This is a genomic window from Phascolarctobacterium sp., from assembly GCF_030531065.1.
In the GTDB taxonomy this organism is placed as follows: Bacteria; Bacillota; Negativicutes; order Acidaminococcales; family Acidaminococcaceae; genus Phascolarctobacterium_A.
The window spans coordinates 170053-196982 of sequence record NZ_JAUNOQ010000003.1; the positions used below are offsets into that span (position 1 = coordinate 170053).

General features: G+C 47.7%; 23 protein-coding genes. 6 read left to right on the forward strand and 17 right to left on the reverse strand.

Annotation, left to right across the window (positions count from 1 at the left end; translation table 11 throughout):
* Nucleotides 1-11: 11 nt before the first annotated feature.
* The 3 genes from Q4E64_RS03295 to Q4E64_RS03305 form a co-directional block, all read right to left on the reverse strand.
* Nucleotides 12-1187 (reverse strand): efflux RND transporter periplasmic adaptor subunit, encoded by a 1176-nt coding sequence (locus Q4E64_RS03295; RefSeq protein ID WP_303166237.1) that lies wholly within the window; start codon nucleotides 1185-1187, stop codon nucleotides 12-14.
* 200 nt (nucleotides 1188-1387) lie between these two features.
* On the reverse strand, nucleotides 1388-2668 hold the full coding sequence (locus Q4E64_RS03300) for a hypothetical protein (RefSeq protein WP_303166238.1): 1281 nt from the start codon (nucleotides 2666-2668) through the stop codon (nucleotides 1388-1390).
* 388 nt (nucleotides 2669-3056) lie between these two features.
* Nucleotides 3057-3434, reverse strand: coding sequence for a PBECR2 nuclease fold domain-containing protein (locus Q4E64_RS03305; protein ID WP_303166239.1), 378 nt, complete (start codon nucleotides 3432-3434; stop codon nucleotides 3057-3059).
* Between the two features lie 207 nt (nucleotides 3435-3641).
* Here Q4E64_RS03305 and Q4E64_RS03310 point away from each other — a divergent pair, with 207 nt between their 5' ends.
* The 3 genes from Q4E64_RS03310 to Q4E64_RS03320 all read left to right on the forward strand — a co-directional run bounded on the left by Q4E64_RS03310 (nucleotide 3642) and on the right by Q4E64_RS03320 (nucleotide 6311).
* Entirely contained in the window at nucleotides 3642-4658 is a 1017-nt protein-coding gene (locus Q4E64_RS03310) for an ABC transporter substrate-binding protein (RefSeq protein WP_303166240.1), read from the forward strand.
* A 77-nt stretch (nucleotides 4659-4735) separates the two neighbouring features.
* Nucleotides 4736-5524 (forward strand): ABC transporter ATP-binding protein, encoded by a 789-nt coding sequence (locus Q4E64_RS03315; RefSeq protein WP_303166241.1) that lies wholly within the window; start codon nucleotides 4736-4738, stop codon nucleotides 5522-5524.
* Nucleotides 5517-6311: an ABC transporter permease gene (locus tag Q4E64_RS03320; RefSeq protein ID WP_303166242.1), complete on the forward strand. Its 795-nt coding sequence runs from the start codon at nucleotides 5517-5519 to the stop codon at nucleotides 6309-6311. The genes Q4E64_RS03315 and Q4E64_RS03320 overlap by 8 nt, the downstream gene beginning before the upstream one ends.
* 86 nt (nucleotides 6312-6397) lie before the next feature.
* Here the strand turns inward: Q4E64_RS03320 and Q4E64_RS03325 are convergent, their stop codons facing one another.
* From Q4E64_RS03325 to Q4E64_RS03350, 6 genes are all read right to left on the reverse strand, one after another.
* Nucleotides 6398-9604: a type I restriction endonuclease subunit R gene (locus Q4E64_RS03325; protein ID WP_303166243.1), complete on the reverse strand. Its 3207-nt coding sequence runs from the start codon at nucleotides 9602-9604 to the stop codon at nucleotides 6398-6400.
* Nucleotides 9605-9662: 58 nt separating this feature from the next.
* Nucleotides 9663-10901 (reverse strand): restriction endonuclease subunit S, encoded by a 1239-nt coding sequence (locus tag Q4E64_RS03330; protein WP_303166244.1) that lies wholly within the window; start codon nucleotides 10899-10901, stop codon nucleotides 9663-9665.
* A 105-nt stretch (nucleotides 10902-11006) separates the two neighbouring features.
* The gene (locus tag Q4E64_RS03335; RefSeq protein ID WP_303166245.1) at nucleotides 11007-11408 is read right to left on the reverse strand and encodes a HEPN domain-containing protein; all 402 of its coding nucleotides are present in this window, start codon (nucleotides 11406-11408) and stop codon (nucleotides 11007-11009) included.
* The gene (locus tag Q4E64_RS03340) at nucleotides 11392-11736 is read right to left on the reverse strand and encodes a nucleotidyltransferase domain-containing protein (protein WP_303166246.1); all 345 of its coding nucleotides are present in this window, start codon (nucleotides 11734-11736) and stop codon (nucleotides 11392-11394) included. The genes Q4E64_RS03335 and Q4E64_RS03340 overlap by 17 nt, the downstream gene beginning before the upstream one ends.
* A 236-nt stretch (nucleotides 11737-11972) precedes the next feature.
* Nucleotides 11973-13142, reverse strand: a complete 1170-nt coding sequence (locus tag Q4E64_RS03345; RefSeq protein ID WP_303166247.1) for a YhcG family protein — start codon at nucleotides 13140-13142, stop codon at nucleotides 11973-11975.
* A 200-nt stretch (nucleotides 13143-13342) separates the two neighbouring features.
* Complete coding sequence (locus Q4E64_RS03350; protein ID WP_303166248.1) at nucleotides 13343-14905, reverse strand: type I restriction-modification system subunit M; 1563 nt, start codon at nucleotides 14903-14905, stop codon at nucleotides 13343-13345.
* Nucleotides 14906-15255: 350 nt separating this feature from the next.
* Between Q4E64_RS03350 and Q4E64_RS03355 the strand changes: the two genes are divergently transcribed.
* Complete coding sequence (locus tag Q4E64_RS03355; RefSeq protein ID WP_303166249.1) at nucleotides 15256-16509, forward strand: ATP-binding protein; 1254 nt, start codon at nucleotides 15256-15258, stop codon at nucleotides 16507-16509.
* A 179-nt stretch (nucleotides 16510-16688) separates the two neighbouring features.
* Here the strand turns inward: Q4E64_RS03355 and Q4E64_RS03360 are convergent, their stop codons facing one another.
* The 6 genes from Q4E64_RS03360 to Q4E64_RS03385 form a co-directional block, all read right to left on the reverse strand.
* On the reverse strand, nucleotides 16689-17954 hold the full coding sequence (locus tag Q4E64_RS03360; RefSeq protein WP_303166251.1) for an Nramp family divalent metal transporter: 1266 nt from the start codon (nucleotides 17952-17954) through the stop codon (nucleotides 16689-16691).
* A gap of 19 nt (nucleotides 17955-17973) precedes the next feature.
* A complete protein-coding gene (locus tag Q4E64_RS03365) occupies nucleotides 17974-18594 on the reverse strand; it encodes a GNAT family N-acetyltransferase (RefSeq protein ID WP_303166252.1) in 621 nt (206 codons plus the stop codon).
* On the reverse strand, nucleotides 18584-20149 hold the full coding sequence (locus Q4E64_RS03370) for a DUF4127 family protein (RefSeq protein WP_303166253.1): 1566 nt from the start codon (nucleotides 20147-20149) through the stop codon (nucleotides 18584-18586). Before Q4E64_RS03370 ends, Q4E64_RS03365 begins: the two co-directional genes overlap by 11 nt.
* A gap of 157 nt (nucleotides 20150-20306) precedes the next feature.
* Nucleotides 20307-21050 carry an amino acid ABC transporter ATP-binding protein gene (locus Q4E64_RS03375; protein ID WP_303166254.1) on the reverse strand — a complete coding sequence of 248 codons (744 nt, stop codon included), beginning with the start codon at nucleotides 21048-21050 and terminating at the stop codon, nucleotides 20307-20309.
* Nucleotides 21051-21053: 3 nt separating this feature from the next.
* Nucleotides 21054-21848 (reverse strand): amino acid ABC transporter permease, encoded by a 795-nt coding sequence (locus Q4E64_RS03380; protein ID WP_303166256.1) that lies wholly within the window; start codon nucleotides 21846-21848, stop codon nucleotides 21054-21056.
* Between the two features lie 75 nt (nucleotides 21849-21923).
* Complete coding sequence (locus tag Q4E64_RS03385) at nucleotides 21924-22772, reverse strand: transporter substrate-binding domain-containing protein (protein ID WP_303166258.1); 849 nt, start codon at nucleotides 22770-22772, stop codon at nucleotides 21924-21926.
* Between the two features lie 341 nt (nucleotides 22773-23113).
* Between Q4E64_RS03385 and Q4E64_RS03390 the strand changes: the two genes are divergently transcribed.
* Entirely contained in the window at nucleotides 23114-23497 is a 384-nt protein-coding gene (locus tag Q4E64_RS03390; protein ID WP_303166259.1) for a desulfoferrodoxin family protein, read from the forward strand.
* Nucleotides 23498-23659: 162 nt separating this feature from the next.
* Here the strand turns inward: Q4E64_RS03390 and Q4E64_RS03395 are convergent, their stop codons facing one another.
* A complete protein-coding gene (locus Q4E64_RS03395; protein ID WP_303166261.1) occupies nucleotides 23660-24808 on the reverse strand; it encodes a DUF4143 domain-containing protein in 1149 nt (382 codons plus the stop codon).
* 160 nt (nucleotides 24809-24968) lie between these two features.
* Between Q4E64_RS03395 and Q4E64_RS03400 the strand changes: the two genes are divergently transcribed.
* Nucleotides 24969-26381, forward strand: a complete 1413-nt coding sequence (locus tag Q4E64_RS03400; RefSeq protein ID WP_303166262.1) for an ISLre2 family transposase — start codon at nucleotides 24969-24971, stop codon at nucleotides 26379-26381.
* Between the two features lie 363 nt (nucleotides 26382-26744).
* On the opposite strand, the gene Q4E64_RS03405 is transcribed toward Q4E64_RS03400, so the two are convergent.
* The coding region (locus Q4E64_RS03405; RefSeq protein ID WP_303166263.1) for a hypothetical protein at nucleotides 26745-26930 on the reverse strand (186 nt) is incomplete at its 5' end.

Consider the following 26930-nt stretch of genomic DNA (forward strand, 5'->3'; position numbering starts at 1 on the left):
AGCCTACCTCCTTATTTTTGCGCTGCAGAATCCTGTTCTGCAGTATCAAGCTCGGCCTCCGTCATGGGTTCCGGCTTAACCTCGGAGCCCTGGCGTACCTTGCCCGTACCTTCTACTACAAGGGTTTCGCTGCCGTCGAGGCCGCTTTCTACCATGTATAAGCGGTCGACGCTGGGTCCTAAGGTAATTTCCTTCATCGTTACTTTATTATCGCTACCGACAATATAAACGAATTTTTTATACATCAATTCAACGACGGCGCGCTTGGGAATCAGCAAAGCGCCCTCTTTAGTACCGGCAGTAGCCTGCACGTGAGCGAACATACCCGGCAGCAAGCGACGCTGCGGGTTATCGAACAACGCCTTAATCGTCAAGGTGCCGGTGTTGTCGTTAATGCCGCGGTTCACTTCGGCAACCTGTCCCTTCAAATCGTACTGGCTGCCGTCGCTCAAAACGATGGTCAAATTATCCAGCGCCGCGCCGCCCTCGGCAGTCTGCGAGGAGGACAGCTTCAAATATTCCGGCTCGGCCACGCTGAACTGCACGAATACGGGGTCGGTATTGGAAATCGTCGCCAAGGTCGTCTGTCCGGCGGTTACGTAGTTGCCTACTTCCAAAGCCGTGGTGTCAATGCGCCCGGTAAAGGGAGCGACAACGCTGGTATCGGTCATGCTGATTTGCGCGTTTTCAACGAGCGCTTCCTGCGCGTTTACCGAAGCCTGCGCCTGGTCGCGCTGCATAATGGCGTTATCCAGCACCTGCTTGGAAATAGCGTTTTGCTCGTACAATTTAGTATAACGCTCGGCGTCCATGGCGGCGTTAGCCAAAGCGGCGCGCGCGTTAGCCAGACCTGCCTGGGCGTTGAGCAAATTAGCCTGATAAGTACGTTGGTCGATGGAATAAAGCTGCTGTCCTGCGGTGACGGTGTCGCCGCCTTTAAAATATTTACCCATAATCTGACCGCTTACCTGCGCTTTGAGCTCCATTTCCTGCTGCGCTTGCACAAAGCCGGTATAATCGTACACAATAGGGGTATCGCGCTTGATGACCTGCATGGTTTTAACCAGCGTAGCCTGCGGCGCAGCCTGCTCCTTTTGGGCGCAGCCCGCAACGGTCAGCATCACAGCCGCCGCCATAGCTGCAGCCATAGCCCTTTTAGCGCGGCTGGAGCGGATAAAACTTAACATAGAAAAACCTCCTTCATTCTTCTACTCTCAGAAACTATCATATCTATATACAAGCAAAAATAGACAATGGCTCAGTTTCAGAATACTTCTATTATAAATGAGCCCGTTGATAAAAGCAAATGCGATTAAAGCTAATTAAACGTCTTATGCTTCTTTTATCTCCATTTTACTTTATTTTTCAGCCAAAGCTGACTGGTCAGTCAGCTTTGTTGCAGCCATTTCTTATCCAACAAGAATTTATGCAGATTGCCTAAAGCGAAGCCCGCGACTTCGTCTTTGCCGCAAATATTCTGCATCAGGAAGAGGTTATTGCCCTCGATATACCATTCTTTGGATATACCTTCTGTAAAATCCATATTTTTATTAGTGCAGAGCAAATTAAGCAAAGGGCGCAAATCCGGGTCGTCAGAATTCAAAATCTGCTCTAGCTGCACCGGCTCGCCCGTAGCTGGGTCAATGTGCAGCTGATGGTGCCTGAAGCTGTTCTTGCCGCTTATCAGCTGCAGCGACAGCAGTAAATCGTCGGCGCGCAACACTTTAAAGGCCATATCCGCCTGCCCCTGGTAAAAGAGCTGTAAATATTCCGCGCATTCCTTTTCCAGGTAAGCGTTAATTTTATTTTGCAGCTCTACGTTTGGCGACGCAAAAACCGGATAGGTTGCTTCGCCGCCCGGCACTACCATTTTGCGCGGCAAGATGCTGCCCGCGTCAAAATCGCAGCCGTCATTAATGGTATTGCTTTTATCTACCGGCGTAGCGGTCATCACCGTAAAGGCGCTGCGCTGCCACTGTTCGTTTTTATCGTCATCTTGCTGCAGCCGCCATACCGCGCCCACATCCGCCAAAAGCTGCCTGCGCTGCGTCAGCTGCTGGCTTGTCAGCAGCTCCTGCTGCCCGTCGCCGTCCACATCATACGCCGTCAGCGAAAATAAGCCGCCGAATTCCACCTTGCCGCTTTCAGGAAAGCTTTCGGGCAGCGGCGCATTATTTTTCTGCCCGTCCTGCAGCGTAATTTCCAAAGCGTTTTCCTTATTAGAGGCGTTAGTGACGATGCCCATGCTGTCGGCAGCGCTGAACAGCTCCGCAATCCGCTTAGGCTTGGTAAAATCAATGATTCTGTATTCGCTACCTGCCTCCCAAGCGCCCTGTCCCAGGCTAAGCAGCAGCTGCTGCGGCACACCGCTCTGCCGCTCATTCCCTTCCGGCAGCGGCTTCACCTGCACCGCCTGCAAAATAGGATTATAGCCGCCCTTAACCGAGGGCGCATAAGCGGTTATCAGCTTGCCGTCCTCCTTAAGCAGCAGCAAAAGCTGTTCCGTGTAGCCGCCGGGCAGACGCTCGCCCCACAGCTCCACTGTCGCTTTTCCATGCTCCTGCTGCAGCGTCGTACTGGCCAGCAGCGTTTCGCTGGCAGCAGCGCCCGTACACAGCAGCATACTGCAGCCTGCGGCAGCCAGCTTTATCTTCCAAGAGTTTTTCACTCCGTCACTTCCTTCCCCAACGCTACCCCCGCGTCAGCGTTTCATATTAAATTTATTATAACATTATTTGACGATTATTGTAACAAAGCACACAGATTTTACCAAAGTTTCAAAAAGCAGCCATAAAATACGCTTAAAGTAATTTATGTAACGCTATAAGGGGTTGCGGAATACGACGTCGCCCTTTAACGCATAAAAAAACGGCTATCCCTATATTAGATAACCGTTAAACGAAAATCCTGTTCAAAATAATTAAACAGAAAGCTATCTGGCAGGCGTCGCCGCTCCTGCATCTCTTTTGACCCAATGGGTGCGTGGTTGCAACGAAATTTACCACCTCAGATAACTTCCTGCTTCGTGCCTTTTATCTGTTTCTATTTTACCTTATTTATAATTTCCTGTAAAGTATTTCTTTATTTCTCAGGTAATTGTTCAATCTATTTTCACTAATTTTCCAGCAAGAAATTATCGAATTTTTATAGTTAGGCGCGTCGCTCTCTGTACAAATTCTTAAAACTAACTGTATATAAGAAGTTTCCGTTTTTATCCGTTTAATTATTAAACCGCTATTTGGATGCTTATCACGAATAATATAATCGGGATCAGCGATAGCAGCATATAATAACTTAACAGCCTGTTCATAAGCATCTAAATGCCTTTCCCGAATATGTTGTATTTGATTATCAGTTATTACCACTTCATCCGTTACTATATCTTCTGCTATACATTTATAAATTTCCCTGTCAATCCTGCCTACAAAATACATCTCACCAGCTCCGCCAAAATCATTTTTATTAAGTATATCAGTTATACGGCCATACCGCAACTTCAATACGCACGCTTACTGTAACAAAGCGTACAAATCGCTTGTGTCCCGGTAAAATTTCTGCAAAAGCTACTGCTTTTTCGCGCCAAATAGTGTACAATAACGATGATATTTTATTTCATCAGCCAAGGAGAAGGGATGTATAGTATGAAAAAGATTTTAGCATTTTTAACGGCCATGTGCATGCTGCTGGCGCTGGCCGGCTGCGGCGGCAACGACGCCCCCAGCAAAGCTCCTAAGGAAAAAACAAAGGTAAGCCTGGGCATGCTGCGCCTGACCAGCAGCGCGCCTTTATTTATCGCGATGGATAAAGGCTTCTTCGCCGACGAGGGTCTTGAAATCGACGCCCAATGGTTTGACGCCGCCCACCCCATCGCCGTAGCCACCGCCTCCTCTAAAGTAAACGTAGGCGCTACGGGCATCACCGCCAGCCTGTATAATATGGCGGCCAACGGGCAGAAGCTGGGCATCGTAGCGGATAAGGGCCGCGAGCAGAAAGGTTATTCTTCTTCCGCGCTTTTGGTCACCGCCGATAATTTCAACAATGGCGTACAAAGCTTGAAGGACCTGAAAGGCAAACGCATCGGCATTACGCAAAAGGGTTCTACCTTCCATTATATGTTAGGCCGTATGCTGGAAACTCAGGGCATGAGCCTGGACGACGTGGAAATCGTCCCGCTGAACAAGGTCAGCGCCGTTATGGCAGCCCTGGAAAGCAAGCAAATCGACGGCTGCATTCTCAACGAGCCCAATATCACCAAAGTACAAAAGGCCGGTTACGGCAAGCTGGTAGTGCAGGTAGGCGACGTAATTCCCTATCAGACCTCCGCAATTTTCTACTCTCCTGAATTTATGCAGAACAAGGATGCTGCCGAACGCTTTATGAAGGCTTACGTTAAAGCCTGCAACTATTATTATGAAGCGGCCATAGAAAAGAAGGACGCCAAAAAGCTGGACGAGGTCGTTAATATCGTAGCCAAATATGTAAAGGCTCCCGCCGAGGATATTAAGGCAGGCCTGCCCTACATCGATAAAAACGGCCAGCTGCTGGCTTCCGATATCGACACCCAAATCAAATGGTACACCGCTAATAAGATGATGTCCGGCAAGCTGGACGCCAAGGACGTTGCCATTACCTCCTTCCAGGAGGCGGCCGCCAAATAAGTAAGGTGTAGCTTGAAGCAGGGCGGAGCGATCCACCCTGCTTTCTGTTTTTAGTATTATGGGAGGTTATGCAGCTTATGAAATTAGTAATTGATAAAATCTGCAAGGATTTTACCAATAACCGCGGCCAGGCGCTGTCCGTCCTGCAGGATATTGAACTGACAGTAAACAAAGAAGAATTTGTAGCATTAGTAGGCCCGTCAGGTTGCGGTAAATCCACCTTGCTTAACATTGCGTCCGGCCTTTTGCAGCCCACCAGCGGCGCGGTAAAATTTACGGAGGTCGACGAGGGCTACGAGCCGCGTATGAGCATCGTCTTTCAGGAAACGGGGCTCTTTCCCTGGCGCAACGTACACGATAATATCGCCTTCGGCCTGGAAACCGCAGGTATGCCTGCCGCCCAGAGGGAAGAACGCATCAAGCATTATATCGAGCTTGTCGGCCTGAAGGGCTTTGAAAAATCCTTTCCCCATCAATTAAGCGGCGGTATGCGCCAGCGCGTCGGCATCGCCCGCGCCCTGGCCATCGAGCCCGACCTGCTGCTGATGGACGAGCCCTTCAGCGCGCTGGACGCCCAAACGCGCACCATCATGCAGGAGGAGCTGGTAACGCTGTGGGAAAAAACGCGCCTTACTACATTATACGTTACCCACAATATCCAGGAAGCCGTCATGCTGGCCGACAGGGTTGTGCTGCTGTCGCGCCGCCCCGGCAGGGTCAGCAAAATTCTGACTATCGGCATCCCCCGCGCCGACCGCGACAAACCGGAACACGCCGAGGCCGTCGCCGAATTTATCCGCATCATTTGGGAGCACATCAGCAAGGACGCCCGCGCCGCTCTGATGGAGGTGGAAAACAATGGCTAAGCATGAATACACTGTCCGCAACCGTATGACCCATTGGCAGAAAAGCTATCCCCATTGGGTATCCGTAGTTTCCATTATCTGCGTAGTAATTTTGTGGGAGCTCATCTGCCGTGCGGGCGTAGTATCCTCCCTCTTTCTGCCCGCGCCCAGCCGGATTGTCGCCGCGCTGCTGACGCTAATTGCCGACGGAGAAATAGGCGTCAGCCTGGCAGCCAGTATGTACCGCATTTTGGCGGGCTTCGCCGTAGGCAGTCTTATCGGTCTGGCCGTCGGCCTTGTCACCGGTACGTCGGCGCTGGCCGACAAAATCGGCAGCCCCATCGTCAACGCCCTGTACCCCATTCCTAAAATCGCTCTGCTGCCGCTGTTCATTCTGTGGCTGGGTATCGGCGAATTGTCGAAAGTCACGATTATCGCCTTGGGCGTCTTTTTCCCCGTAGCCATGAACACCTACAGCGGCGTCAAAAACGTCGACGCCCTGCTTATCAAGGTAGCGGTCAGCTTTAACGCCGGCTGGTGGAAAACGATGAAAAGCGTCGTGCTGCCCAACGCCCTGCCCATGATTTTCGCCGGGCTGCGGCTGGCGGCAGGCACGTCCTTGCTGCTTTTAGTCGCCGCCGAAATGATCGCGGCCCAGGTCGGCATCGGCGCGCTGATTCTGCATTACGGCGATTTGATGATTACCGACCGCTTGATGGCGGGCGTAATCGTCCTGTCGCTGTTAGGCTTAATCTTTAATCTGCTGCTGCAATGGCTGGAAAAGAAAGCCGTCCCTTGGAAAAATTAACGCCGCAAATTATAATTTTCATACCGTTACAGCAAAACAACCTCAAGCGCAAGGCACGCCTGAGGTTGTTTTATTATGCGCTTTGTTTAATCTTGCCTTGAGCCGTACTGCTCCTTAACGTCCGCAGCTTTAAGCAAAACCGCCGCTTCCGCATAAGCGCTTTGCTTCTGCGGCTCTTGCGCCGCTTCGCTAAAGTTTGCCAAGCCGAAATATTTTTCAAAAAACGTTTGCAGCTTTTGCAAAACGGTCTGCTTCTTCTTATCGCGCGAGCCGCCGCCGAAGCGCGAAACCGGAGGCAGCAGCCTGTCCACTTCCGTGCCGGTCGTTTTCAGCACACCGTCGCGAAAAGCGTTCTGCACAAATCTTTGCGTTTCTTCCGGCTTCAAGCGTTCTTCCGCAATCAAAGCCTGCATATCGCTTGCGCAGCGCTCCTGCACAAAGTTCTGCCAATCGTCCTTGACATTCGTCGAAGCGTTGACCGTCGCGATGAAATTTTCTATCAGCTCTCTTTTCGAGCGCAGCTGCAAGCTGGATTTAATAGCCTTGTCGATAGCTACCAAAATTTCTTTATCCCGGCAATTAGAAGCGTGATATTTAGCGACCAGCAGCAAAATATAATCTATATTTACCTCCACCTGCTTGACGAGCTCCATTTCAAAAACAACGTCGTCGATGATGCTGTCCTTGTCGCCTTTATTCCGTTTCATTGCTTCATATATATCATGGTACGTGCCCGTATAATCCTGAAAATCAAGCGGCGATAAAATTTCGTTGCCGGCAAAGCGGTCGAAAGCGGCGAGGATATTGCGCAAGCGCAAAATATTCCCGAACAAAACGAGAAAGTCTTTTTTATTTTGCTCGCCGATAATCGCTTCGCCCAGCGGAAAGCGTTCCTGCAATTCCGCAATGCGCTGCTCGTAACCTTTTTGCTCGACGCCGTCGGCGTCCTTATAACCGTAATAATAATCGTCGTAAGATTTCAAAAGCACAATGCCGCTGGCTTCCTTATCGCCGAACAGGGCGATAGCGTCATCCGTCGCCTGCTCCAGATCACGGAAGCAGACGATATTGCCGAAAGTCTTGACGGAATTTAAAATGCGGTTGGTGCGCGAAAAGGCTTGAACGAGTCCGTGCATTTTTAAATTCTTATCCACCCACAAAGTATTCAGCGTCGTCGCGTCGAAACCGGTCAAAAACATATTGACCACAATTAACAAATCTACTTCGCGGTTCTTCACGCGCTGAGACAAATCCTTATAATAATTTTCAAATTCCTTAGCGGAAGTATTAAAATTAGTATGAAAGACCTTATTATAATCGGCAATCGCCGCTTCTAAAAAATCGCGTGAGCTTGCGTCCAGGCCGTCGACGTCAAAGCTTTCGTCCGCCAACACGCCGTCCGCGTTTTCCTCTTCGTTGGGCGCGAAAGAAAAAATCGTCGCGACGGTCAAATTGCGGCGCCGCTCGGCCAACTGCTTTTTGATTTCCCCATAATATTTTTTACAAGCCGCAATCGAGCTGACGGCGAAAATGGAATTAAAGCCGTTGACGCGCTGGCCCTTCAGCGAATAATAAGCGCCGCGCACGGTCTTTTGGTCGAAGTGCTCCAAAATATATTGCACGACGGCGCCGATACGCTCCGGCGAATTGAGCGCCGCTTCGGTATCGATGGCGGCGACCTGCTTATCCTGCCTGCCGTCCTTTTGCTTAACCGTATTGATAAAATCGATGCGGAAGGGCAGCACGTTGCCGTCGTTAATCGCGTCGACGATGGTGTAGGTATGCAGCTTCGCGCCGAAGGCCTGCTCCGTCGTTTTCAAATTAGGATTGCCGCCCGTCCCCGCGTTGGCGGCGAAAATCGGCGTGCCGGTAAAGCCGAAGATGCAATAATGCTTAAAATACTTTTCTACTTTAATCGTCTTTTCGCCCTTGCGTATCTGCCCGCCGACGATACGCGCGTGCATATCGCCGAACTGACTGCGATGGCATTCGTCAAAAATCAACGCGACGCGCTTATCCCTAATCGGGTGATGCGGATTTTTAGCGATAAAGATGGATAATTTCTGAATCGTGGTGACGATGATGGGATACTCTTTGTAAAATCCCTTCTCGTCCGTATCCTCCAGCTGCCGCTGCAAAACGGCGGTGCTTTTGTTCGGCGTTACGCAGCCTTTAGCAAAGCGTTCGTACTCTTTAATCGTCTGGTAGTCCAAATCCTTGCGGTCGACGACGAACATTACCTTATCGATATACGGCAGCGCCGACGCCAGCTGCGCCGCCTTAAACGAAGTCAGGGTTTTGCCGCTGCCCGTAGTGTGCCAGATATACCCGCCCGCCTCGACGCTGCCCAGCTTTTTATAATTGGCGGCGATTTCGATGCGGTTTAAAATTCTTTCCGTCGCCACAATCTGGTACGGGCGCATAACCAAAAGCAAATTTTCCGTCGTGAACACGCAATATTTCGTCAGGATATTGAGCAGCGTATGTTTCGCGAAAAAGGTTTTCGTAAAATCCACCAGGTCGGCGATGACTTTATTATTGCCGTCCGCCCAATAGGACGTAAATTCAAAACTGTTGGACGTTTTCCTGCCGCGACGCTGGCCGCCGTTTTCGTTTTCCTTAATGTGGTTCGCTCGCGTCGTATTGGAATAATATTTCGTAAACGTGCCGTTGGAAATGACAAAAACCTGCACGTATTCGTACAAACCGCAGCCCGCCCAAAAGCTGTCGCGCTGGTAGCGGTTAATTTGATTGAAAGCTTCCTTTATCGCCACGCCGCGCCGCTTTAATTCCACGTGTACCAGCGGCAACCCGTTGACCAAAATCGTAACGTCGTAACGGTTGTCGTAGCGCGCGCCCTCGCTCGTACCCACGGCGTATTGGTTGATGACCTGCAGGCGGTTGTTGTGGATGTTCTTTTTATCGATTAGCGCGATATTAAAAGTCGTCCCGTCCTCGCGCGTCAAATTCTGCACGTAATCCTCCTGGATTTTGCGCGTTTTTTCTACGACGCCTTCGTTGGCGTTGGCGATTTTATTTTGAAAAAAGCTTTGCCACTCCTTATCGGTAAAGCGATAATTATTCAGCAGCTCCAGCTGACGCCGCAAATTGGCGATTAAATCCTGCTCGCTGTGCAACGCCGCGTACTCGTAGCCCTGCTCGCCCAGCATTTTGATGAACGCCGCCTCCAGCGCGGCCTCGCTTTGATAAGCGTCGCTGCGCGCGCTTTGCGGCTCGTAAGCGGCGACCACGGTGCTTTCGTTCGTCGCCAGCACAATATTATAGGAACTCACGCTCTCGCCTCCATTTCACTTTTTGCAGTCGTTACCTGTTTTTATTTTTCATTTTGCACTACGCATCTAATCTTTTAAAATCTAACAGCTTGTCGCGATAATATTCGTACTGCTTCTGCCGCAACGCAATTTCTGCTGGCAAGCCGCTAGTCAAATCGTTACACAGCGCGTCGAAGCGGTCGAGGACGTTGACAATGCGATTCTGAATCTCAATAGACGGTACTGCTACTTTTAACGAACGGACGAACTCCATATTAGCCATAGTAAGTTTTGACCCATGCGTTAAGGCTAAAAACTTAGGATATAACGCAGTACACGCATAATAAAGATATGAGGGATTCAACGTATTTGTATCTTTAGGATATATTCCTGCAATATTTTGGTTAATAGAAGCTTCAAAAGGCAAGAATGCAACTTTGCCTATTGTTGCTCCTACTAAAGCAATGAGTGTTGTTCCAGCCTTCATTATTTTTGCTGACGATTCGGCAAATCCTTTTTCTGTAATATAACCAGTCACCTCATCAACAGTTTTTTGATTTTTACATACAGTTGAACCTAACCATTTTATATTTCCACCAACCCAATAGCTATCATTTTTCTTTGATGGAGTTCCACCTGCAACTACACTACAAACATCGCCAAGCGTCCGCCATACGACATCACTTGTTCCCCCCCATTCCTCAAAATTCAACAGCTTATCCCTGTAACATTCGTACTGCTTCTTCCGAGCTGTAAGCTCGGCTGTAAGCTCGGCTGTATAGAACGTGAACTTGTCCAGCACGCGGACAATTTCACGTTGTACCTCCAGCGGAGGTACAGGGAGAATCACGCTATTCAGACTATCCGGCGTTACTTCAATGACCTTAGTTCCATGAGCCAATTTCCTTTTTTGGGAAAAGAACTGCTTTGAATGAAAAAAATACGTCAGATATTTAGCGTCTAACGAATGATGTATAATTGCAGAATGCCCACTCACAGCTACGTTCTCATCACCCAACCAAGCCACACATTTACATACATCTTCGATATTTTCACTAGTTACAGCCATAATAATATCATTTTTTACAGCTATTTTTTGCTTTTCTGCTTTCTCTTTGCTTATAAAAGTCAAAGTTTTATCAGTAAAAAGATTATATCTCGTATAAATTTGCCCGTAGTGAATACAAGGAACGCCTTGCTCAACAAAATCTTTCTTTTGAAAATTGCCGCCTCGATATACAGTTGCAACTTCCCCTAGCTTTTTATACTCCACCCCATCAGGGCACAACTCGCGTATCAATTCGCTTAACCTGCTCATGCGTCGTCACCGTTCCTTTGCAATGTTTCCATTTCTCCCAAGTGCAACTAAAGAGCTGCCGCATATATGCTATAATAAACTTAATGCAACAGCTCTCAACATAATCTACAACACATCTTTAGACAACAAATATCTTTTGACCATTCCTAAAAAATCAATCGCCGCTTGTAATTGAATCTCTGCGTCGTCTTGACTAACATTATACCAATCTTTATAATCGCTTTCATTTCTGCTATCAAATGCGTTACCAATAATTGCCGACGCTTCCACAGGAAAAATCTGCGTCTTAATATATTCTTTTCGGAAATACCCTATTACGCCAGAATGCTTTTCAAAGTCTTTTCTTTCCAGCGCTAACACAGCTCTCATTCCATGAAATATAGCATAATAGGCTCTATTGGAGACTAAATTGTAATCATTTATTTGCATAACATGCTCGGCAACTTTGATACATTGCATTGCCTTGTCAAATCTGTATTGCGATAAAAGTTTAGCTTGCTCTCCCATATAATTCAATCCCATCTCTAGCAATATTTCTATAGAACAAAGTGTCCGCCATATCCTGATACTCTTTTTTATCGCTGATAATTAAAGACACTACTTCATCTTGCTCCAAGCTAATCATACTTGTAAGATTGCGCATGGCCCTTTTAATTTTACTTAATTGTTCTTCTGGCGCATCTATCACGACTAAAATATCGATATCTGATTCTGCATTGCTATCGCCGCGCGCTTGCGAGCCGAACAAAATAATTTTTTCTACTTCCGAAGATACCGACAAAATAGCCTTAACGGTATCTTCAGTAATATTTTTTAGTTTACCTTTATTACACATACCGCCACCTGCTTTCTCTATTAAATATATTATATCATATTTGATGTGCTTCTGATATTTCTATTATCGAGTTCAGATTCCAGAAAAAATTTAATACCTGCTGACGCTAAATTTATCTTCGCCAGCTTTCTAACATAATTTTTCTCGTTCTAACATAATTATGTTAGAACGTCATTTTTATGTTAGAAACAAATTTGCCTCACGCTTCCAGCTCCGCAATAATCTTATCAATTTCATTACTCTTTATCGCCTTCCGTAAATTCCGCTTCATTCAGCATCTTAGGCACTTCCTCAATAATTGGTGCAAGAACTTTATAGCTGATAGGCAATTCATCCGCTGTGCGATAGGTCGCTACACCCATCGGTTTGGAATAATCACGAATCGCCAGTTCTACAACGCTTTTATTTGCTTCACGGCATAGAAGAATACCGATAGCCGGATTTTCTCCATTCTTGCGCTCTTGTTCGTCCAAAGCCGACAAATAGAAGTTTAGCTGCCCCAGATAAGACGGCTTGAACTTTCCTTTTTTCAGTTCAATCACAACCAACGCTTTCAAGTCACGCTGAAAAAATAGCAAATCAGCAAAAAATTCCTCGCCGTCTACTTCAATGCGATGCTGATTTCCAACAAAACAGAAACCGGAACCAAGACATTGAATGAAATTACGTATGTTGCTGATGATTTCTTTTTCCAGAACACGTTCGTCTAAATCCTGCGGATCGGTTAAATCAAGTTCTTCGGTATTGATAAAATCCAGAAAATATTCGTCCTTAAAGGTCTGAATCGCTTTCATATATTGCTTATCATCCGGCAAAGTCATGGAAAAATTATTGGTCAACGCACCTTTATGCTGATAAAAATTTTCTTTTAGCCTGGTACGCAGGGCAGTTTTACTCCAATGGCCTGTTGCACATTCACGAATGTAAAAAAGCCTTTCATCCAGTTCTTTAGTTTTGTGAAGAATTTCCATGTGATGCGTAAAGCTGATTTCCATGAACGCTTCCATCGGAAAAACGATAGCCGCCGGCAATCGTTTTTCCGAAACTACCAAACCTGCGTCATCTGTCTGTTCTAAATCGATAGCCGTGGCTACCGATTTACTTTCCAAAAAAAATTCAGCATTTGTTTGCAAATACGGTCGCCATGCTTCAAAAAATTGACGCATCAGTTTGATATTTCCGGAAGAAAAGCCACGCAGCCCCGGAAGTTCTTCACGCAAACGGGCGCTTATTTCATCAATAGCACCTGTTCCCCAAGTACCTTCTCTGGAATTGCTGGAAACATAACCGCCAATGGCGTAATATAAAGACAGCATTTCTGCGTTTGTATATTTTGCAGCCCTGTTTTGGCTTCTTAAAATTGCCGTTTTTATGGTTTTAACAGCCTCCAAATATTTCTCGTTCATATACCTACCTCGATTTCTGCGATAATTTTCGCAATTTCATCACGAAACACCTATCAGCTTCTAAAAATTTTAATACTTACTAGCGTTAAATTTATCTACGCCACACGCTTTCTTATTCCAGATATTCTTCCTAACATAAATTTTCTCGTTCTAACATAATTATGTTAGAATGTCATTTTTATGTTAGAAGCAAATTTGCCTCACGCTTCCAGCTCCGCAATAATCTTATCAATTTCCGCGCGCAGCTTTTCTTCGCGTTTCACAATCTCGGCAATTTCCGCGTTCAGCTTTACGATATCAATTACTTCGCGCGTATCTTCCGGTTCAACGTAATTGCTGACGGACAAATTATAATCCTGCTCCACAATTTGCTCATACGGCACGCAGCGCGCCAGATGCGCCACATCTTCACGCGCCGTAAATTCTTCGACGATACGCTTGATATTCGCTTCCGTCAAGCGGTTGTTATTCGTCACCTTGACAAATTCTTTGGAAGCGTCGATAAAGAGCGTGCGGTTGTCCGCCTTGCTACGTTTCAAAACCATAATGCAGGTGGCTATACTCGTCCCGAAAAACAAATTGCTCGGCAGTTGGATAATGCAGTCGATAAAATTATTATCGATTAAATACTTGCGGATTTTCTTTTCCGCGCCGCCGCGATACATAATCCCCGGAAAGCAAACTATCGCCGCCGTGCCGTTAGTCGCCAGCCAGGCCAGAGAATGCATGATGAACGCCATATCGGCTTTGGATTTGGGCGCCAACACCCCGGCTGGAGCAAAGCGCGGGTCGTTAATCAGCACGGGATTATCGTCGCCCTCCCATTTTATGGAATACGGCGGATTAGAAACGATAACTTCAAAAGGCTCGTCGTCCCAATGCTGCGGCGCGGTCAAAGTATCCTCGTGCGCGATGTCGAATTTATCGAAATCAATATCGTGCAAAAACATATTGATGCGGCAAAGATTATACGTCGTCAAATTTATTTCCTGTCCGAAAAATCCCTGGCGCACATTTTCCCTGCCCAAAACTTTAGCGGCTTTTAAAAGCAGAGACCCGCTGCCGCAAGCCGGGTCGTAAACTTTATTGACTTCCGTTTTTCCGGCGACGGCAAGGCGCGTCAACAGTTCGGACACATCCTGCGGCGTAAAAAATTCGCCGCCGCTCTTGCCCGCGTTGGAAGCGTACATGCTCATTAAATATTCGTAAGCGTCGCCGAAAGCGTCGATGGAATTTTCTTTATAGTTTCCTAAACGCATATTAGCCACGCCGTCCAAAAGCTTCACTAAATTAGCGTTACGCTTGGCGACGGTCGCGCCCAATTTATTGCTGTTGACGTCGATATCGTCAAACAGTCCCGCAAAATCGTCTTCGCTGTCGCTGCCCTTCGCCGATTCTTCAATGTGGCGGAAGACCGCTTCCAACGTCATGTTTAAATTTTCGTCGTTTGCCGCCCGCTGCCGCACATTACAAAAAAGTTCCGACGGCACTATGAAGAAGCCCTTGGTGCGTACTAAATCCGCGCGCGCCTGCTCCGCTTCCTCGTCCGCCATCAAAACGTAATCGAAAGCTTCCCTGCCCGCTTCTTTTTCGCCTTCGTTAATATAATTAGCCAGGTTTTCCGAAATATAACGGTAGAACATCATGCCCAGGACATAAGATTTAAAATCCCAGCCGTCTACGCTGCCGCGCAATTCGTCGGCAATCGCCCATATCGCGCGGTGCAGCTCGTCGCGCTCTTGTTCCTTCTTTATATCAGCCATCTGCATTCTCCTTTGAAAAAATTTTCTCCATCGCGCTTGTCGTAATTTTTCTGCAAGCTTGTCGTAATTTTTTACTCCTACAAGCTTGCAAGCAGCGCTCAACGTCGCTCTAAGAATTTATTTCCGCTTTGCTTATTATTTTATAACATCTCGCGCCAATGGTAAACTTTAATTTTCCAAGCTGCCGCTCAATAGCAAAACTCCCCTAAGCGTAATTTTCTATTAGCTAAAATTGCGAGTACTCGCAAAAATTTTTACTAAAGCTTGTTCAAGACGACGCAACGAGGTATAATACTATTAAATAAAACTGCGAGTACTCGTAAAAATTTTCATTAGGAGCGGCTTCTATCATGGAAATTAAAAGAAACCTTTATCTCAATAAATTGCTAAGCAAAAAACATAACGGGCTCATTAAAGTTATTACCGGTATGCGCCGCTGCGGAAAATCTTATTTATTGTTTACTTTATTTAAGCAGCGCCTGTTGGACGAGGGCATAAACGCAAATCACATTATCGAAATTGCCTTTGATTCCTTTGAAAATAAAAGCTTCCGCGACCCGGAAATTTTGTATCCTTATTTAAAATCGCAAATTCAAGACGACGACCGATATTATATCTTGCTTGATGAAATTCAACTATTAAACGAATTTGAAGACGTGCTTAACGGCCTGAGCCGCATTCCAAACGTAGATATCTACGTAACGGGCAGCAACGCCCGCTTTCTATCCAAGGATATCATTACCGAATTTCGCGGGCGCGGCGACGAGATTCATATGTATCCGCTCAGCTTTGCAGAATTTATGTCCGTCCATCCCGGCTCTCCACAAAGCGGTTGGAACGAATACATGCTTTACGGCGGCTTACCCTTAGTGCTGAATATTGCCGCGCCGGAAGAAAAAATCGCCTTTTTAAAATCGTTGTTTAACGAAACTTATATTTCCGATATTGTAGGCAGACATAACGTGCGCAATCAGCCGGAACTGGAAGAGCTGATAAATATTTTATCCTCTTCTATCGGATCGTTGACCAATCCGACAAAATTAGCGGCCACTTTCAAAAGCGTTAAGAAGAAAATTATCAGCAACGTCACTTTAGCCCGATACATAGACTATCTATGCGATTCCTTTCTTATCGACAAAGCTATGCGTTACGATATCAAAGGCCGGAAATATATCGATACGCCCATCAAATATTACTTTACCGATTTAGGATTACGTAACGCCAGACTTAATTTTCGCCAGCTGGAAGAAACCCACGCTATGGAAAATATAATTTTCAACGAACTAAAAATACGCGGGTTTAATGTGGACGTAGGCGTCATCACAACGAACAGCACCAACGAAAAAGGCAACGGTATCCGCAAACAGTTGAAAATCGACTTTGTTTGCAATAAAGGGTCCAAGCGTTACTATATTCAGTCTGCTTACGCCATACCGGACCAGACAAAAATGCGGCAGGAGCAGCGCTCCTTAATGCTGACCGGCGATTTTTTCAAAAAAATTATTATTACTAAGGATGCGCCCATGCCATATTATAACGACGACGGCATTTTAGTAATGAGCGTTTTCGATTTTTTGCTTAACGAGCGCAGCTTAGAAAGCTAATAGCTAAAACTGCGAGTACTCGCAAAAATTTTTACTAGAAGCGGTTTAACGTATAACTGCCGAAAGCTTCATCTTATAAACCAGCGCATAAACGATAAGCGTCAAATCGCATTTTCCCACAGCAAAACGACCCCAAGCATAGCAAGGCCTACGCTTGAGGTCGTTTTATTATACATATTTCAAAAGCTGACAGCGCCCACGGCTTCCAACAGCAGCATAATATTCAACGCGATAACTATCGCGCCGATTACGCACAGCGTAATTTTCAAACGCAGGCTGTTGGCGAATTTGCCCATAACCTTTTTAGACGAAGTAAGATAAATCAAAATGCCGATGGTCCAGGGCAGCTGCACGCTGAGCGCCATTTGCGAATAAATCAAACCCTGGAAAGGGTCGTCGATAAATAAAATCACGAGCACCGCCAGCCAATAGGTCAACAGCACGCCGTGCCAGGAATGCGGGTCCTGCACGTCGTAGCCCTCGCCGAAAATACCGGCGTACACGCTGGCCCCCGCCATACCGGCAGTAGCCGTCGACGAAATGCCTGCGAACAGCAGCGCCACGGCGAACAGCACCGCCGCGTTGTTGCCCAAAAGCGGCCGCAGCATATCCACGGCCTGCGCCAAATCGCTTACCTGCACCTTATTGGCAAAAAACACAGCCGCCGCGACCAAAATCATGGCGCTGTTAATCGCCCAACCGATGCTCATGGACAAAAGCGTGTCGAGAAATTCAAAATCCAACTGCCGCTTGATAATTGCTTCGTCCTCTAAATTCCAGTGGCGGCTTTGGATAACCTCCGAATGTAAATACAAATTATGCGGCATGACCACCGCGCCCAAAACGCTCATGATGACCAGCAGCGAGCCCTGCGGAATGCTGGGCGTTACCCAGCCCCTGGCAGCCGCGCTCCAATCTAACGGCACCATGACGATTTCCGCTAAAAACGAAAGCCCGATGAGCGACACGAAGCCGATAATAATCTTCTCCAGCTTGCTATAGGAATTAGACCGCAATAGCCACGAGCACAAAGCAGCCATTAAAATGCTGCCCAGCCACAGCGGCAGGCCAAACAGCAGCTGTAAAGCAATCGCTCCGCCCAAAATTTCAGCCAAGGCGGTGGCGACGGAAGCCAGCACCGCCGACAGTAAAATGGGACGCGACAGCCACTTTGGCAAGTACGCCGTCGCCGCCTCCGACAAGCATAAACCGGTAGCAATGCCCAAATGCGCGGCGTTATGCTGTAAAATAATCAACATGATTGTTGAAAGCGTTACCATCCACAGCAGCAAATAGCCGTAATCCGCGCCAGCCGCCAGATTAGACGCCCAGTTGCCCGGGTCGATAAAGCCCACTGTTATTAACAGACCCGGCCCGATATAACGTAAAAATTCTTCCGCCTTGGAACTAGGACGGTGTTGTTTACAATATTTTTTGAAATCCATAGAATGCGTCCTACCTTTATCATGGCAGCCCTGCGGCCGCTTGGTTCGCCTCCTCCAAAATCTTCGCTACGCTTTCCTGTTGCAGCTCGCGCCAGCCTGCTAAAGGCTGCGGCTCCCGCGGCAGCTCGGCCAGAGCTTTTTCCAGCCACACCATATCCAGCCAGTGTCCGTGCTTAAAGCCCGTATCCTTAAAAGTCCCCACAATACGGTAACCCCGCGCTTCATGGAATTTTACGCTATGCTCGTTGCTGGCAGTGACGCAAGCGTAGGCTTTCACCACGCCCTGCAAGCGCAAAATATTCTCTAACGCATCGTACAGCACTTTGCCTAGGCCGCAGCCCTGCCCGGCAGGCGCTAGGTAAATAGTTACCTCCGCGCCCCATTGGTAAGCGGCGCGCGGAATAAACTGGTGCGCGTAAGCGTAGCCCAGATATTCGCCGCCCCGCTGGCATACCAGATAGGGATAGTCCGCGCTGATATCCGCAATACGCTGGCGAAATTCTGCCACCGAAGGCGCGACGTACTCAAAGGAAACGTCGCTCAACCTGCGGTCGTCGCTCTCGACGAAAGGAGCGTACAGCGCCGCCAAGCCCGGCGCGTCATCCGCTTCTACTAATCTCAGGCAAATTTTATTCCGCATTTTTCGCCTCTACTTTTACTTCAAACATTCTGCTCCAGGGCAGCGTAAATTGATAGCGCGCAGCCGCAGCTCCCATATACGGAGCGGTCAGCGTCTTTATTTCCTGGGTAATAAATTGCTCGGCAGCGCTGCGCTGTTCGTCGTCCAAGCCGCTGTTCGGCCAATAGCTGGGCCAAATCAGCTGACGGTATGTTTGCATGCGCACGTTGGCCTGGTACGCCCAATCGTCAAGATAGCGCGTTTCCAGCAGTTGCTTATGCGCTTCCGCGTCGTACATATCGTATAAAAGCCCCTGCGCAAGGGCAAAGCCCAGGCTGTTGCCGGCGGTGTTCCAGCCGTCGTAGGCGGCCAGGCTATAAGCAATTTTTCTGTTGAACAGCTCCTTGACCAAGCCGTTATCAGAACCGTTGCCGTACTTAACGTCGGCCACGGCCACCTGATGCCCGTGTTCCAGCAAGCGCTCCACACTATTAACGAAGCGCTCCGTCGCGCGCGGCGTTGCGTAAGTATTAGCGGCGTCGCTTGCTTCCAGCGTTACGCCGTCCGCAGGCGTATTCACCGCCAGCACTAAGTCTGCATGACGGCGCAAACGCGCAGGGAAGCCGCCCGCAGCGTAAATATGCTGTCTGGCGCTTGCGGCAAGCGTATCGTCCTCATAAGTAGGCACCGTCGCGCCGCCCTTGCCAGGAGCGTAGGTTACGTTTACCAGCGGCAGTTCGTACTGCAAGCGCGAAGACGCGCGGCTCAAAAGCAGCATCCCCAGCTGATCTGCACCGGCGAAGAAGCGAATGCGTTCCTTCGGCAGTTCGTTGACTAAAATATCCATGCTGCGGGCTTCCCGATGCGCCTGGGAAAAAGGAGCCGTATCGTCGCGCCCAATCAGCAGATAATCAAAATCGCCGCTTTCCACGCCGTGCAGCAAAAGCTCCGTAGCGCGGATATTATTGCTGCGGCGGGTACGCAAATCCTCTAAAACCTCCACAGGAATTTCCGCACGCAGATCCGCCAGCTCCCGCACTTCGCGGCGTTTAATCTGCTTCAGCTCCAGCTTATCCTCCAGCTCGCCCAAACGGAACAGCTTCGGCCCCCACTCCTTATAATAGGCAGGCTCTACGGGAGCAGCGCTGGCCTTGGGCGAACGCATAATGGTCGTAAACACATAAACAGTCTGCCCGCCGTGGGTGCTCTTCAAATTAACCAAGCGCTCCGCCCGCTGCTGCAAAACCTCCAGAGGAATTTCATGAGTACGGCTGGCCACAAGTCCGCCGTACAGCAGCGCGTCGGAAGAAGCCACCACCGCCGCAGACGATTTAGCGTGCTGCTCCAGCCAGGCAAAAAGCTGCTCCGGGTCGCCGCAGCGTTTATCGTCGGCAATATATGCCGCAGGCGGCGTCCGCACATCCCAGCCTGCGGCCCGCATGGTCTGCACCGTATAATCAAGGCATACCGGCCTGTTGTCCAGCGGTATATATAAAATAGTGCCCTTCGCCGCCCATGCCGTCTGGCACAACAGCAAAAGTGCCAAAAATAAAATACTGCGTAAAGCCCTCATCATTCATCACACCTTGTCAAAAAAATTCTTGCTATCTTATTCGCCAATCATGGATTATATTCCTCTAACGCTTTTAAAAAGTCACATAAAATACAACAATGACAAAAAGAGACGCCGCAGCGTACTTCTACGCCCGGCGTCCCTCACAGGCGCGCAGTCCTTAATTATTCTGGAAGCGCGCCAGAAAGTCCTTCGTCCTTTGATTTTTCGGCTGGCCAAAAAGCTGCTGCGGCGTACCGTCCTCAGCAATCACACCCTGGTCGATAAAGATAACCCTGCTGGATACATCGCGGGCGAAAGCCATTTCATGGGTAACGATAACCATGGTCAAGCCTTCCTTAGCCAGCTCGCGGATAACGCGCAGCACCTCGCCTACCATTTCCGGGTCCAGGGCGCTGGTAGGCTCGTCCATCAGCAGCACCTCCGGCTCCAGGGCCAGGGCGCGGGCAATCGCTACGCGCTGCTTCTGGCCGCCGCTTAATTGATGCGGCTTAGCGTTGACGTAGCTGTCCATACCTACATGCTTCAAATATTTAAGCGCCGTCGCTTTAGCTGCTTCCTTCTTTTTGCCCAAAACCTTAATCTGCCCTACCATGCAGTTTTCCAAAACCGTCATATTGTTGAACAAATTAAAGGATTGGAACACCATGCCGACCTTAGTGCGGAACAGCGTCAGCTTTTTAAAAGCTTCGATGACGTTCTGTCCGCGGTATTCGATGTGTCCGCCCGTAGGATGCTCCAAATAATTGATGCAGCGGATCAGCGTCGACTTGCCGCTGCCCGAAGGACCGATAACGCACACCACATCGCCGCGGTGAATATCGAAGCTGATACCGCGCAGAATTTGCCGCTCGCCAAAATCCTTATGCAGATCGCAGACGGAAACAAGTAATTCCTTATCCATAGCTTAATACCGTCCTTTCTGCTTTTTCGTGGGCAGCGGCACAGCGCCGCAGGGGTCCATCATCGGGTCATAGGTCACCAGCTGGTAATCCTTGGGGCCGTCCATCTTGCTTTCCAGCCAGCGCAGCAGACGCGACGCGGTAAAGGTCATAATGAAATAAACGACGCAGGTAATGAAAAAGATTTCAAAATACTTATAGTACACGCCTGCAGCCGACTTAGAAGCAAAATACAGCTCGGTAACGGAAATAACATTCAAGACCGAAGTATCCTTAATATTGATAATCAAATTGTTGCCCAGCTGCGGCATAACATTGCGCAACGCCTGCGGCAGGATAACGCAGCGCATGGTCTGGAAATGATCCATACCGATAGCGATAGCCGCTTCCTTTTGTCCCAAATCCACAGATTCAATACCGCCGCGAACCGTTTCCGCCATATAAGCGCCCGTATTGATGGATACTACCAAAAAGCCGGCGAACATCGGCGACATATCGATATCAAAGACGCTCATAGCGCCATAATAAACCACCATGGCCTGCACAATCATCGGCGTACCGCGGAATACCTCCACATAAGCGTCCAGCAGCCGCTGCACGCAGCGGATACACAGCTTTTTCAAAGCGCTGTCGTTATCCTCCATGGGAATAGTCTGGATAACGCCAACTACCAGGCCTATTAAGCAGCCGATAAAGGTACCGACCACAGCCAGCAGCAAGGTTACTACAGCGCCTTTAAGCAGCACGGAACCGTACTGGCCCAGCAAAAAAGCAACCCAGCCAAAAAATGTTTCCGGCATCAATTACACCACCTTAATAAAAATCCAAATTACGGAAAAAGGGGCGACACACTGCCGCCCCTAAATATCAGCATTTTATTTTGCCAACGGTTGTTTCTGAATAGCTTCATCCATAATCTTATTGAAGTCAGCTTCGGTCATACCGCCCAAAACCTTGTCCATAGCGTCGAGCAGCTCTTTATTGCCCTTCTTAACGGCAATGCCGATCTCTACGTCCTCGCGGGAGGTCTTGAAGCCCTTGTCTTCAGGGAATTCAATCATAGCCAGCTCAGGGTTAGCAAAAGCTGCAGCCTTGGCGGTAGGAATATCGGTAACGATCAAATTGCATTTGCCGGATTTCAAAGCTACGATCATACCGGGAACGGTATCGATAGCGGGCAGCTTTTTAACGTCGGGAACCTGATCGATTTGGTCATACCAAATAGTATTCAACTGGGAGGTAGCAACGGAGCCCTTCAAATCGGCAACGCTCTTAGCCTCAGCCTGCGGAGTACCCTTTTTAACCAAAGCTACGACATTAGCATAATAGTAGGGTTTAGTAAAGTCAACGGTTTCTTTACGTTTGGAGGTGATGGACATACCGGCGATAGCAGCGTCGATCTTGCCGCTGACAACTGCGGGAGGCAGGCCGTCCCATTCAATTTTGTGTACTTCCAGCTCTGCGCCCATGGAATCAGCCAGCTTTTTAGCAATGATAACGTCATAGCCATAAGCATATTCGCTGGAACCGGCAATTTTCACGGCGCCGCCGTCAGCATTGGTCTGGGACCAGTTGTAGGGCGCATAAGCGCATTCCATACCAACCTTCAAAACCTTTTTCGGAGCTTCAGCCTTTTTTTCGCTGCCGCCACAGCCGGCCATTACGGCTACAGCAGCCGCCATCATGCAGCATACCGCTACTTTAATAAACTTTTTAAAATTCATAATACAACACACCTTTCCCCTCTGGAAAACTCTTATAAGTCTTATACTACTTTACTATATTACAGTCAAAAATGCAAGATGCGCAGCGGAGATATTATGTATACATGAAAGCTGCCTACAGCCGGGCACCTCAGCTTTTTTGTAAGCGGCGAATAAATTATATCCTTGCAGATCCAAGGCCGTCATATTTTTATCACATAATGCAAAACTATTTCACATAATAAAACTCTTTGTGAAACGCTATCTATTTTATATTTTTTAGAGTATAATGAAAATATAAAGGCGGTTACGACTGATAAAATTCAGCGCCCGCCCCCCAAATATCCGAAGGAGTGATAAGAATGACGAAGCCGAAATTTTTCCTTTGCAAGCAATGCGGTTCTATTGTGCAAATTATAACGGAAGGCAATAAAGCGCCAGCCAACAACCCGCAGGATATACAAGAACTCATTCCCAATACTGTGGATGCGGCGCAGGAAAAGCATGTTCCCGTAGTAACCGTCGAAGGCAATCTGGTGCATGTAGCCGTAGGCAGCGTTGCCCATCCCATGCTGCCGGAGCACTACATTCAATTCATTTATTTACAAACCGCGGCAGGCGGCCAAATGAAAACCTTAAAGCCCGGCGATAAACCCGAAGCCACCTTTGCCCTTACCGAAGGCGATAAGGCCGTAGCGGCTTACGAATACTGCAACCTGCACGGCTTGTGGCTGAAAGAAATTTAAAACGCTAAATTAAGCACAAACAAAAGCTTCTAGCGTCCAACAAATCATTACCTTAATTCATCAAAAACCTCTTAACAACACACCGGCCCCCAAAAGTTAGATTCAACAGCTAACAATTTGGGGCCGGTTTTATATTGCCAAAAGATATTGTTAATTTACGTCTCACAGCACATCCGCATTAATCTGCCACAAGCCGCCACTTACCTGCATGCACTCGCCTCCCAGCGTTATCATACAGCCAGTGCCCAGCTGTAACCCCTGCTCTTCCGCATACCCGGGTAGCAGCGCAAAAAACTTTCCCAACCTGTTTGTACTAAATGTCTCCTGACAAATCATAACAGGATACAGCACTCCTTGTGCCTGCACAAGCAGGCTGATCTCCTTATTATTGGAATCGCGGTAAAACCTAAAGTCAGGTTCCTGCCCCCAACGCAAATAGCTTTCCCGCAGCGCGCTGACCACGTAATTTTCGTACAGGTTCTTAAAATACACACTCTGCAAAAGCGACGCGCCGTCATACAGCTGCAATAAATGCGCCGCAGCGCCCGCCTCCCGGAAATATACCTTCGGAGCCTTTACCAAACGCTTACCTGCCACATGCTCCACCGGCGGCAAAAGATATACCAGCCCCGTACCCGCCAAAAACTGCAGCCATTGCTTGGCCGTAGGCGCGGTTATGCCCACATTATTAGCCAAAATAGTATAATTCACCACGCAGCCCGCCATACTGGCCACAGCGCACAAAAAGCGGTAAAATTTTACCTCGTCGCTCACCGTAGTACGCTCCATAATATCCTGCTGCAACACGCGCCGCACCCAGGAAGAGTAAACCTCTCTTTCTCCCAACATAGCCGCCACTAGCTGCCGCTTCTCTGCTCCGCGCAAGTTTTGCAGATAGCTTTCCTGCGGCGCAAAGGGCTTGCGGACAAACGCATCTGCAACCTGCAAGGGCAGCTCCACAAAAGCGACACTGCCTGCGTCCGCCTGCGCTGCCAGTTCCTCTAAATAATAGCTCTGCGAACAGCTGGCTATTATCTGCCCCAAAGTCAGTTTACAAGATAATAATACAGAGAGCAGGGACGGCGCACATTGCAAATCTGCCAGATAAACCGGCAAACGCAGGCCTTCAGCAAAAAGTTGCGGATTCTGCTGCTCCTGCAAGCGCAGGTTAGGCAAGGATAAATCCACCTTCGCATAATCCTGCGTCAAAGAAGCCAACAGCTCCCTTTGCTTACTGCCGCCGCAGCTGCGCAGAATTACCAATTTATTATTTAATTGTAATGTTTGGATAGCATTTTGTAAATTAGTCATGATTCCCTTTCTTACACACCAGCAGACGGCTCTGGCCGTCCTTTTTGTTATCGCTAGCGTAAAGTTTTTGTAGGAAAAGAAAGAAATAAAATAAAAGAGAACACCAAATTGTGTTATGATTAAGTAGCAAACAAAACAATACACAATGGAGGTGTTCTCTTTGCATACTAGTATACAACGTTTTGTGGAATTTGGCACTCACAATTTGCAAAAAGCTATCGAGAAATTTATTTGTCATCCTGAAGATATGGCCGACTTTGTAAAAAGTGTCCAGCAGGAAGTACTGAAATTTGGTCTGGATATCATCTCCGAAACCTTGAATGACTGTAATAAGTTCTTGCTCGAAAGCGAAGCGCGCAAACAGAAATGGCATGTTGTGCGTACAGATTCAAAGCAGCTCCTTACATCCATAGGACCTGTTAATTTTAATAAGACTCTGTTCAAGAACAAAGTAACTGGCAAGACAACATATCTCATTGATAAATACCTGCAAATTGAGAGCCATGAACGCATTAGTGAAGATGCGTATGCCTGCCTCCTGGAAGAGGCGGTAGAAACTTCGTATAGCAAAGCCGGCGATAATGTCAGCATTATGGATATGGTAAGCAAGCAGACTGTTATGGATAAAATACATAAGCTGCATTTTCCAAAAGAGCATTACAGCGGCGAGAAGAAAACAGTAGAATATCTTTATGTAGACGCTGACGAAGATCACATAGCGCTGCAAAAAAATGGAGAAAAGGATTCTACTATTACTAAGATGGTATATGTTTATGAGGGGATTGAACCGGAAACGCTTGGGAGCAAGCGAAATAAGCTGGTCTATCCGCATTATTTTTGCGGGCTATATTCCGGGGAAAACAATAAAAAGCTATGGATACAGGTATATAGGTACATTGAACAGCACTATGACTTGAGTAAGATAAAAAAGGTATATATAAACGCTGACGGAGGCCCGTGGATAAAAACAGCGACAGATTATATAGATAAATCCAGGCATGTATTAGACGAATTTCACCTGAACAAGACGCTGTTCAGGATGACTGCCTGCCTTGGAGAGGCGGCAGAAGAAGCAAGAGGCAGAATTTGTTCGCTTATTGTAGCAGGAAAACGGAAAAGATTGCAGAACTTAGTAGAGAAGATAGCAGAAGGAACAGATACGCAGGCGGCTGAGAAGCGGATATTAGATGGGCTGGGATATATATTACGCAATTTTGAAGCCGCAAAGACGAGATTACGCAAGGAGGAAGGGGTACTTGCTTGCAGTGCGGAAGGACATGTAAGCCATGTATTAAGCGCGAGAATGAGCAGCAGGCCAATGGCGTGGAGCCTGGCAGGAGCTGACGCTATGGCAAGGCTCCGGGCGTATAAATTAAACGGAGGCAAGATGATAAAGCTTGTGAGGTTGCAAAAGAAGCCTGTTGAAGTAGAAGAAGATGAGATATTTTTAACGCCGCAACAGCTGATAGCATTTGAGAATAAAGCACGTAAGCCTTATGGCAAATATTTTGACAGCATACAATGTGGGTTAAGTTTGCAGACACTAAAAAGATGTGGTTGCAACATAATATAAGAATTTAACAGCACTGATAGAAGATGCTTAGCTTAGTTGGCTGAAAATGGCAATTCAGTCTTGAAAAACTTAATTAGTAAGACAAAATTGGTGGAATCTGCTTTCTTGATTCCTACAGTAAACTGACGCTATCCTATCCTTTCTTCTGCTTGTCTTTATGCTTAATCTTTGATATACTATTCATGTAGGCAATGGCTTTTTGTCGACGCACTGCCCACGTGCTAACTAATTAGTTAGCTTTTCTTTGCCGTTGCCGCTGGCCTTGCGCTGGCGGCTTTTGCATTCTCAAGAATGTTTCTGCCCAGCCGCGGCGCAGGTCTTACGCTGGCAGGTTTGAAGGGTTTTATAACCTTCATTTTGTTTTCATCTCGCTTTCTGATTTGTTTTAACATCATTTTTGATGTTGAGTACATTGTAACAGATGTTTTTGATGTTGTCAACACTTTTTTTGATGTTTTTTACAATTATTTTTGTTGTCTTTTCTTCTTCTATCTGTAAACTGTACCCTTTGTCAAGGACATTTTTGAAAGAAAGAAAAGAAATTTCAAT

Coding starts and splice junctions, on each gene's coding strand:
- Q4E64_RS03365 (WP_303166252.1), bottom strand. CDS start 18,594: ATGCGGAATAAAATTTGCCTGAGATTAGTAGAAGCGGATGACGCGCCG.
- Q4E64_RS03385 (WP_303166258.1), bottom strand. CDS start 22,772: ATGAATTTTAAAAAGTTTATTAAAGTAGCGGTATGCTGCATGATGGCG.
- Q4E64_RS03320 (WP_303166242.1), top strand. CDS start 5,517: ATGGCTAAGCATGAATACACTGTCCGCAACCGTATGACCCATTGGCAG.
- Q4E64_RS03375 (WP_303166254.1), bottom strand. CDS start 21,050: ATGGATAAGGAATTACTTGTTTCCGTCTGCGATCTGCATAAGGATTTT.
- Q4E64_RS03335 (WP_303166245.1), bottom strand. CDS start 11,408: ATGGGAGAGCAAGCTAAACTTTTATCGCAATACAGATTTGACAAGGCA.
- Q4E64_RS03395 (WP_303166261.1), bottom strand. CDS start 24,808: ATGACTAATTTACAAAATGCTATCCAAACATTACAATTAAATAATAAA.
- Q4E64_RS03370 (WP_303166253.1), bottom strand. CDS start 20,149: ATGATGAGGGCTTTACGCAGTATTTTATTTTTGGCACTTTTGCTGTTG.
- Q4E64_RS03355 (WP_303166249.1), top strand. CDS start 15,256: ATGGAAATTAAAAGAAACCTTTATCTCAATAAATTGCTAAGCAAAAAA.
- Q4E64_RS03345 (WP_303166247.1), bottom strand. CDS start 13,142: ATGAACGAGAAATATTTGGAGGCTGTTAAAACCATAAAAACGGCAATT.
- Q4E64_RS03310 (WP_303166240.1), top strand. CDS start 3,642: ATGAAAAAGATTTTAGCATTTTTAACGGCCATGTGCATGCTGCTGGCG.
- Q4E64_RS03295 (WP_303166237.1), bottom strand. CDS start 1,187: ATGTTAAGTTTTATCCGCTCCAGCCGCGCTAAAAGGGCTATGGCTGCA.
- Q4E64_RS03315 (WP_303166241.1), top strand. CDS start 4,736: ATGAAATTAGTAATTGATAAAATCTGCAAGGATTTTACCAATAACCGC.
- Q4E64_RS03390 (WP_303166259.1), top strand. CDS start 23,114: ATGACGAAGCCGAAATTTTTCCTTTGCAAGCAATGCGGTTCTATTGTG.
- Q4E64_RS03305 (WP_303166239.1), bottom strand. CDS start 3,434: ATGTATTTTGTAGGCAGGATTGACAGGGAAATTTATAAATGTATAGCA.
- Q4E64_RS03360 (WP_303166251.1), bottom strand. CDS start 17,954: ATGGATTTCAAAAAATATTGTAAACAACACCGTCCTAGTTCCAAGGCG.
- Q4E64_RS03380 (WP_303166256.1), bottom strand. CDS start 21,848: ATGCCGGAAACATTTTTTGGCTGGGTTGCTTTTTTGCTGGGCCAGTAC.
- Q4E64_RS03340 (WP_303166246.1), bottom strand. CDS start 11,736: ATGTGTAATAAAGGTAAACTAAAAAATATTACTGAAGATACCGTTAAG.
- Q4E64_RS03350 (WP_303166248.1), bottom strand. CDS start 14,905: ATGGCTGATATAAAGAAGGAACAAGAGCGCGACGAGCTGCACCGCGCG.
- Q4E64_RS03330 (WP_303166244.1), bottom strand. CDS start 10,901: ATGAGCAGGTTAAGCGAATTGATACGCGAGTTGTGCCCTGATGGGGTG.